The organism is Clostridium sp. (genome assembly GCF_016650035.1).
Lineage (GTDB): Bacteria > Bacillota > Clostridia > Clostridiales > Clostridiaceae > Clostridium_AD.
On record NZ_JAENWM010000130.1, the window covers coordinates 1 to 7387 of the forward strand.

The 7387-nt window shown below is 31.7% G+C and carries 6 protein-coding genes; 5 read left to right on the forward strand and 1 reads right to left on the reverse strand.

Going from position 1 to position 7387, the window contains the following annotated elements; translation table 11 throughout:
• Window positions 1-165 precede the first annotated feature (165 nt).
• Entirely contained in the window at window positions 166-1593 is a 1428-nt protein-coding gene (locus tag JJD95_RS18925; protein WP_291644864.1) for a PTS transporter subunit EIIC, read from the forward strand.
• Window positions 1594-1781: 188 nt separating this feature from the next.
• The gene (locus tag JJD95_RS18930) at window positions 1782-3053 is read left to right on the forward strand and encodes a M14 family metallopeptidase (protein WP_291644866.1); all 1272 of its coding nucleotides are present in this window, start codon (window positions 1782-1784) and stop codon (window positions 3051-3053) included.
• Between the two features lie 176 nt (window positions 3054-3229).
• Here JJD95_RS18930 and JJD95_RS18935 read toward each other — a convergent pair whose 3' ends face one another.
• Window positions 3230-5155, reverse strand: a complete 1926-nt coding sequence (locus tag JJD95_RS18935) for an ABC-F family ATP-binding cassette domain-containing protein (protein WP_291644868.1) — start codon at window positions 5153-5155, stop codon at window positions 3230-3232.
• A 269-nt stretch (window positions 5156-5424) separates the two neighbouring features.
• Here JJD95_RS18935 and JJD95_RS18940 point away from each other — a divergent pair, with 269 nt between their 5' ends.
• The 3 genes from JJD95_RS18940 to JJD95_RS18950 all read left to right on the forward strand — a co-directional run.
• Entirely contained in the window at window positions 5425-6069 is a 645-nt protein-coding gene (locus JJD95_RS18940) for a redox-sensing transcriptional repressor Rex (RefSeq protein WP_291644870.1), read from the forward strand.
• 138 nt (window positions 6070-6207) lie between these two features.
• Window positions 6208-6987, forward strand: coding sequence for a short-chain-enoyl-CoA hydratase (locus tag JJD95_RS18945; protein WP_291644872.1), 780 nt, complete (start codon window positions 6208-6210; stop codon window positions 6985-6987).
• 82 nt (window positions 6988-7069) lie between these two features.
• Window positions 7070-7387 (forward strand): acyl-CoA dehydrogenase family protein (locus tag JJD95_RS18950; RefSeq protein WP_291644874.1); only part of this gene is annotated, 318 nt, incomplete at its 3' end.

The following is a 7387-nucleotide window of genomic DNA, read 5'->3' on the forward strand; positions in this document are numbered from 1 at the left end:
AAAACATGTCTCTAGGAGGGATTTTTCAAATTTTTACAGACTTGTCAAGCGTTTTATGCAGAAAAAATGGGGGAATCAACAAAAATTAATGATACTAGAAATGAGTAATCATAGGAGCTAATGAGTTTCCGTGAAAGCTCTATATAGAAAAGGGGGATATTATAAATGAAGTATGATGTAGTAGGGAAAGCAATAATACAAGCATTAGGCGGTAAAGGAAATATCATTAATGCAACTAATTGTATGACAAGAGTTCGTGTAAATGTTAAAGACTCTTCAATTATTAATAAAGAAACAATTAAGGATATTGAAGGAGTATTAGGAGTTGTAGTAGAAGGTAATAATTATCAAGTAGTTGTTGGACCGGGAACTGCTAAAAAAGTAACAGACAGTATGGTTGAAAAATTTGGTCTTGACAGAGATGCTGAAATTGTTGAAAATGATTGGCAAGCGAATAAAGCAGAAATGAAAGGCAACCAAAAAAAATCAGGATTAAAGGGGTTCCTAAAATTAATCTCAGCTATCTTTATTCCATTAATTCCAGCAATTATAGCTGCCGGTTTATTTAATGGTTTTGGATCATTATTATCGCAATTATCTGCAGATGGTGTAATTGCTGGTTCATTCTGGGAAACTATTATCTTATTCTTTAAATTAATAGGTGGAGCATTCTATGCATACTTTGCAATATTTACAGGTATTAATTCCGCAAAAGTTTTTGGTGCTACAGAAGCATTAGGTGGTATCATTGGTGGTATTACAATTAGTGCAAACATTGTAGGTATATCTCAAATGATTAATTTATACAATGAAGCAGTACCTCTTGAATCAACGTTAACTACTGGTAAAGGTGGTATCATTGGTGTTATCTTTGGTGTATGGTTATTATCTAAAGTAGAAAAAGCTTTAAGAAAGAAAATACCAGATGTCTTAGATTTAATCTTAGTCCCATTTTTGTCATTATTAATCACAGGTATTTTAATTATCTTTGTAGTAATGCCAGTGGCTGGTTTTTTCTCGGATGGTTTAGTATTTGCATTAAGTTTATTAGTTAATTCTGCTAATCCTGTAGTAAGTGTTATTAGTGGTTATGTATTAGCAGCGGTATTCTTACCAATGGTTTTATTAGGGTTACATCATGGGTTAATCCCAATTTATGTAGTTCAACTTGAAACTATGGGTGGCGTTAGTTTATTCCCAGTATTAGCTATGGCTGGAGCTGGGCAAGTTGGTGCTGCGATTGCAATTTATCGTAAAGCTAAAAAACTAAACAACAAGCGTTTATGTAAAATTATCACAGGTGCTTTACCTGCAGGTTTCTTAGGTGTAGGTGAACCATTAATTTATGGAGTAACATTACCTATGTTTAAACCATTTATCACAGCTGGTTTGGGTGCTGGATTTGGTGGTGCTTATGTTATGTTAGCACATGTTGTGGCAGTAGCTTGGGGACCAAGTGGACTTGTAGCTATTCCATTAATGCAAACACCGCAAATGATGTTAAATTACTTTATTGGTATAATAATATCTTATGTTGCAGGATTTATCATCACTAATTTTGTAATAAAAGATGAAGATGTTTTGAATGTATAATACTTCATATTAAATAAAAGGACAATTATCATCACTTTATAGTGACGATAATTGTTCTTTTATTTATTGTATATATTTAGTTGAGGAAGTGTGCATTTTTATCAGTAATCGATATTTTTTATACATTATGTAACAGTTCTACGTTAATTTCATATAATAGTACTATAAGAAATTTCAGGGGGTGGAATTTGCAAATCCTAAAGATAGGATCTAGAGGAACAGCTGTGATGGAAATACAATCATTACTAAACAAAATAGGTTATGATGTAGGGCCGCTCGATGGGATATATGGACCTAAAACTGCAGCGGGAGTACAGAAATTCCAAAGATATTTTGGCTTAGTACCTACAGGAGTAGTAGATGAGGTTACTTATAAGCTTATGAATAGATTCTTAATAGGTTATGACACTTATAGAATTAGAGCGGGTGATACACTATATCTTATAGCAAGGAGGTATGGCACAAGTGTTCTAAGTATAATTACTGCTAATCCAACAATAGACCCTTATAATTTGCAAATAGGTAGGGAGATTATAGTTCCTTATTCATTAGATGTGGTTTATACAAATATTGATTATACTTATGATATTATGAAAAGAGATTTAGAAGGTTTAAAGGCTAGATATCCGTTTATTCAGGTTGCAAGTGCAGGTAAGAGTGAGCTCGGAAAAGAGCTGTATTATGTAAAACTAGGCAATGGACCTAATAAAGTTTTTTATAACGGGGCTCATCACGGTGTTGAATGGATAACAAGTGTGCTCTTAATGAAATTTATTGAAAATTTTTCTGAATCTTACGCATCAGGTCAAAAAATAGAAGGATATAATGTCCAGGATATATGGAACAAAAGTAGTATATACGTAATGCCTATGGTAAATCCAGATGGTGTTGATTTAGTGCTTAATGGTCTAAATAGGAGTAACCCATACTACAATGATTTAATTGTGTGGAATGATGGGAGTATGGATTTTTCTAAAACATGGAGTGCTAATAATAGAGGGGTAGATCTTAATCATAACTATGATGCTATGTGGCAGAAGTCAAAGGACGCTGAAAAAACCTATGGTGTATTTGGGCCGGGACCTACAAGATATTCAGGTACTGCGCCAGAATCGGAATCAGAATCTAAAGCAGTAGCAGATTTTACAAGAAAAAACAATTTTAGATTAGTAATAGCATATCATAGTCAAGGGGAGGTAATATACTGGAATTATCAAAATTTAGCTAGCGCGGAAGCAAGAAGAATAGGAGAGATATTTTCAACGTTAAGTGGTTATGAATTAGAAGAAACCTACGGAATTACAAGTTTCTCAGGATATAAAGATTGGTTTATAGACAAATATAGGAGGCCTGGTTATACAATTGAAGTTGGACTGGGAGTAAATCCTCTCCCAATTAGTCAATTCAATAAAATATATAAGGAAAATATCAAAGTACTTCTAGAGGGGGCATTAGTTTAACTATTTATAAACACTAAATAGGTATGAAAGTTATCCTACGCGCCTTGCATACGAGCTCGAAACTGGAATTTCAATGTTTCTTCGCTTCTTATGCAAGTCACTTCGGATAAAGTTCATACTCTTTCATTGTACTTCATACATACCGAACCGTTAGATGTTTAAAATAGTAGCTAAATTTATTCTATTTCCGATAATGAGTCTTCCCAAGCTGCGTAAAGACCTTCGAGTTCTTTCTCAGTACTTATAATTTGCTTATTTATGTCCTCACATCTGCTAGGGTTTGAATAGACCTCTTCAAGGCAAAGGTCGTTCTGAAACTTTTCTAATTCTTGTTCTATAGATGAAATGTTATCTTCTATAGATTTAAGATCTGTTTTCTTTTGTTTTTCTAGTTTTTCAACGTCTCTTTTTTTCTTTTTGTTAAAATTAATTTGAGTTTTTGAAAGGGCCACATGGTCTTCTTCTATTTGAAACCTTTGAGGGTTTTTCTTTTTTTCTATATAATAATTATAATTACCTAAATATTCTTTTAGTCCATTTTGATTTAATTCAAGTATTTTAGTAATTACCTTGTTTAAAAAATACCTATCATGAGATATTACAATAACGGTACCATCATAACCTAGTATTGAATCCTCTAAAGCCTCACGAGACATAATATCTAAATGATTTGTTGGTTCATCTAATAGTAAGAAGTTTGATTTCGACAGCATGATTTTTAGTAGATTAATCCTACATCTTTCGCCACCACTTAGGGAGGATATATTTTTAAATACATCTTCTCCTAGAAATAAAAATGCAGCAAGGGAAGTTCGAAGTTCCGTGGTAGTCAGTTTAGGAAATTCATCCCAAACTTCATCTATTATAGTTTTTTCTTCATTCAAATCTGATTGTTCTTGGTCATAATATCCTATAAAAATACTTTTACCTAATATTTTTATGCCTGTATCACTTTCAAGTTTATCCATTATAATTCTAAAAAGAGTGGTTTTACCTCGTCCATTTTCCCCAATAAGAGCAATTTTCTCTGACCTTTTTATATCTAAATCTAAATTTTCGAATAAAAGATTGTTTCCAAATCGTTTTGATAAGTTTTCTATATGAAGAACATCATTGCCACTTTTAATTTCTGTTTCAAAGTTAATATTAGTTCCCCTAGGATCCTTATCAGGAGAATCAATGCGGCTTATTTTGTCCAAGGACTTTTGTCTACTATCTGCAGCTCTTACACTTTTTTCTCTATTAAAGGATCTATATTTAGTTATAATATCTTCTTGCCTTTTTATTTCTGACTGCTGTAAATTGTATGCTTTTAATTGAATGGCATAATTTATTTTCTTTAAATCAATAAAACTTGTATAGTTTCCATTATAACAATCGACATGACCGTTAATAAGTTCAAAAGTTTTATTAGTAATAGCGTCTAAAAAAAATCTATCATGGGAAATTATAAACATAGTCCCTTTATATGATTTCAAATAATCTTCTAACCACTCTATAGCAATTAAGTCTAGGTGGTTGGTGGGTTCATCCAGAAGCAGTATATCAGGATTCTTAAGTAGTAATTTGCATAGTGCAACCCTAGTCTTTTGACCCCCACTTAATATATTAATTGATTTATTGTAATCTTCTTCCATAAAACCAAGACCTTTTAGAACTCTACTGATTTCAGATTTATAAGTGTATCCTCCACGATTATTGTAAAGTTCAGAGGCTAATGTATATTCTTTTATTATTTTATTATGATATTCTTCTCTTGAAGAATCATAAGGTTCTTTCATTTTTGTTTCAAAATCTTTAAGACTTTTTTCTAGGGCAAGTAGCCCTTCGAATACTAAAAGTGTTTCTTCATATATAGTGTTATTTGAATCAAGTGATAGATCTTGAGATAGATAACCAACCCTTTTGTTTTTATCTATAAAAAGCTCTCCATTATCATAATCCAGTTGTGATGTGAGTATTTTAAAAAGTGTGGATTTACCTGCTCCATTAGCTCCAATAAAACCTACTTTTTCACCTTCATTTATACTAAAAGTTATCTTATTTAAAATAACATCTATACCATAACTTTTGTGAATATCTTTACAACTTAGAACTATCATTAGTTTCCCCTTTCGTGCATTGTAGTTTCAAACTCATAAAAATAATACAAAATTGAATAATTAAAATGAGTTACTATATTATTGTACTATTTATATTTGCTTTATTGTAGCAAAAGACAAATATAAATAGTATTTATTTGAAATTTACGAGAATAGAACAATACTGAAACGGTGAAAATATAATGTATACTATATTTATAATAAAAGTAGTGTTAAATTATAATAGTGTGGTAAAATAAATTATATGGTATTGACGGAGGGATGTAACTGTGGAAAGAAAAAAGAATATATCGATGGCAGTAATTAGAAGATTACCTAAATATCATAGATATTTAAGAGATCTTTTAAAGAATGATGTAGATAGGATTTCCTCAAAGGAATTAGGTGAGAGAATTGGTTTTACCGCATCACAAATTAGACAAGATTTAAATTGTTTTGGAGATTTTGGGCAACAAGGCTATGGCTATAATGTTAAGGAATTATTAAATGAAATAAGCGGAATACTAGGCCTATCAAGAGAGTATAAGATGGTAATAATAGGCGCAGGTAATATTGGTCAGGCTATTGCAAATTATACTAATTTTGAAAAGTTAGCATTCAATTTGGAAGCTATTTTTGATATTAATCCAAAGCTTATAGGACTGAAAATAAGAGATGTTGAAGTAAGAGACATAGACGAATTAGTGGGTTTTCTTAAGAATTCACCAATAGACATTGGTGTAATTTGTGTGTCGAGAAATAGAGCACAAGTTGTTTGTGACATGCTGGTAGAGAATGGGGTTAAAGGTATATGGAATTTTGCACCAATGGATTTAGAAGTGCCGGAAAATATGATTGTGGAGAATGTTCATTTAAGTGAGAGTTTGTTAACTCTTAGTTGCTTAATGAATGACAGGACATATCCACAAAAATAATTTGATTCAATTTAGTTGAAAAAAACATTATAAAGGGCTATAATTTAATTGAAGCGAAGTGCTTCAATTATTTTCTAAGGTTATTCGTTATTTTATTAACAAACAGTAAACAAATAAATATGTAGGGAGTGGATTGTTGTGGAATACAAAAATATTATTCTTCAAAAACAAGACAAAGTTGCAGTACTTACAATTAGTAGACCAAAGGCCCTAAATGCATTAAACACAGAAACATTAAAGGAGCTGGATTTAGCAATTGATGAAATTGGTAATGATGACGAGATCTATGCTGTGATTTTAACAGGGGATGGAAAAGCATTCGTAGCGGGTGCAGATATTACTGAAATGAAAGACCTTGATGTAATGGGTGCTAGAAAATTTGGAATTTTGGGAAATAAAGTATTTAGAAAATTAGAAACGTTAGAAAAACCTATAATAGCAGCAGTGAATGGTTTTGCGCTAGGTGGAGGTTGTGAGCTTTCTATGGCTTGTGATATTAGAATAGCTTCGTCAAAAGCAAAATTTGGACAGCCTGAGTCCGGACTTGGAATAACTCCTGGTTTTGGAGGTACTCAAAGATTAGCTAGGCTTGTGGGCATGGGTATGGCTAAACAATTGCTATTTACTGCAGAAATTATTAGAGCAGATGAAGCCTTAAGGATAGGACTTGTTAATAAGGTAGTAGAACCTGAACAGTTAATTGAAGAAGCAAAAGCACTAGCTACAAAAATTGTTAACAATGCACCTATAGCTGTTAAATTGTGTAAAACGTCTATTAATAGGGGCATGCAAATGGATATAGATACAGCTTTAATTTATGAAGCTGAAATTTTCGGGGAGTGTTTTTCTACTGAAGATCAAAAAAGTGGAATGCAAGCATTTGTTGACAAAACAGAAAAATGCTTTAAAAATAAATAATTATAAATGAATTTAAAAATAGAATAAACATATAATAATTGCAATTGTTATTTATTTTAGAGAATAGTGAGGAGGAAAATTCATGAATTTTGCATTGACAAAAGAACAAGAATTTGTAAAACAAATGGTTAGAGAGTTTGCAATAAACGAAGTTAAACCTTTAGCTGCGGAAATAGACCAAACAGAAAGATTTCCTATGGAAACTGTAGAAAAAATGGCTAAATATCATATGATGGGTATTCCAATTTCTACTGATTTGGGTGGAGCTGGCGGAGACAATTTATCTTATGCTATTGCTGTTGAAGAATTATCAAAAGTATGTGGAACTACAGGAGTTATACTTTCAGCACATACTTCATTATGTTGTGGTCCATTAGATGCATATGGTACACCAGCGCAA

What these genes read in the sequence shown, in the direction of transcription:
- JJD95_RS18925 (WP_291644864.1), top strand. Translation starts at nt 166, where the DNA reads ATGAAGTATGATGTAGTAGGGAAAGCAATAATACAAGCATTAGGCGGT.
- JJD95_RS18935 (WP_291644868.1), bottom strand. Translation starts at nt 5,155, where the DNA reads ATGATAGTTCTAAGTTGTAAAGATATTCACAAAAGTTATGGTATAGAT.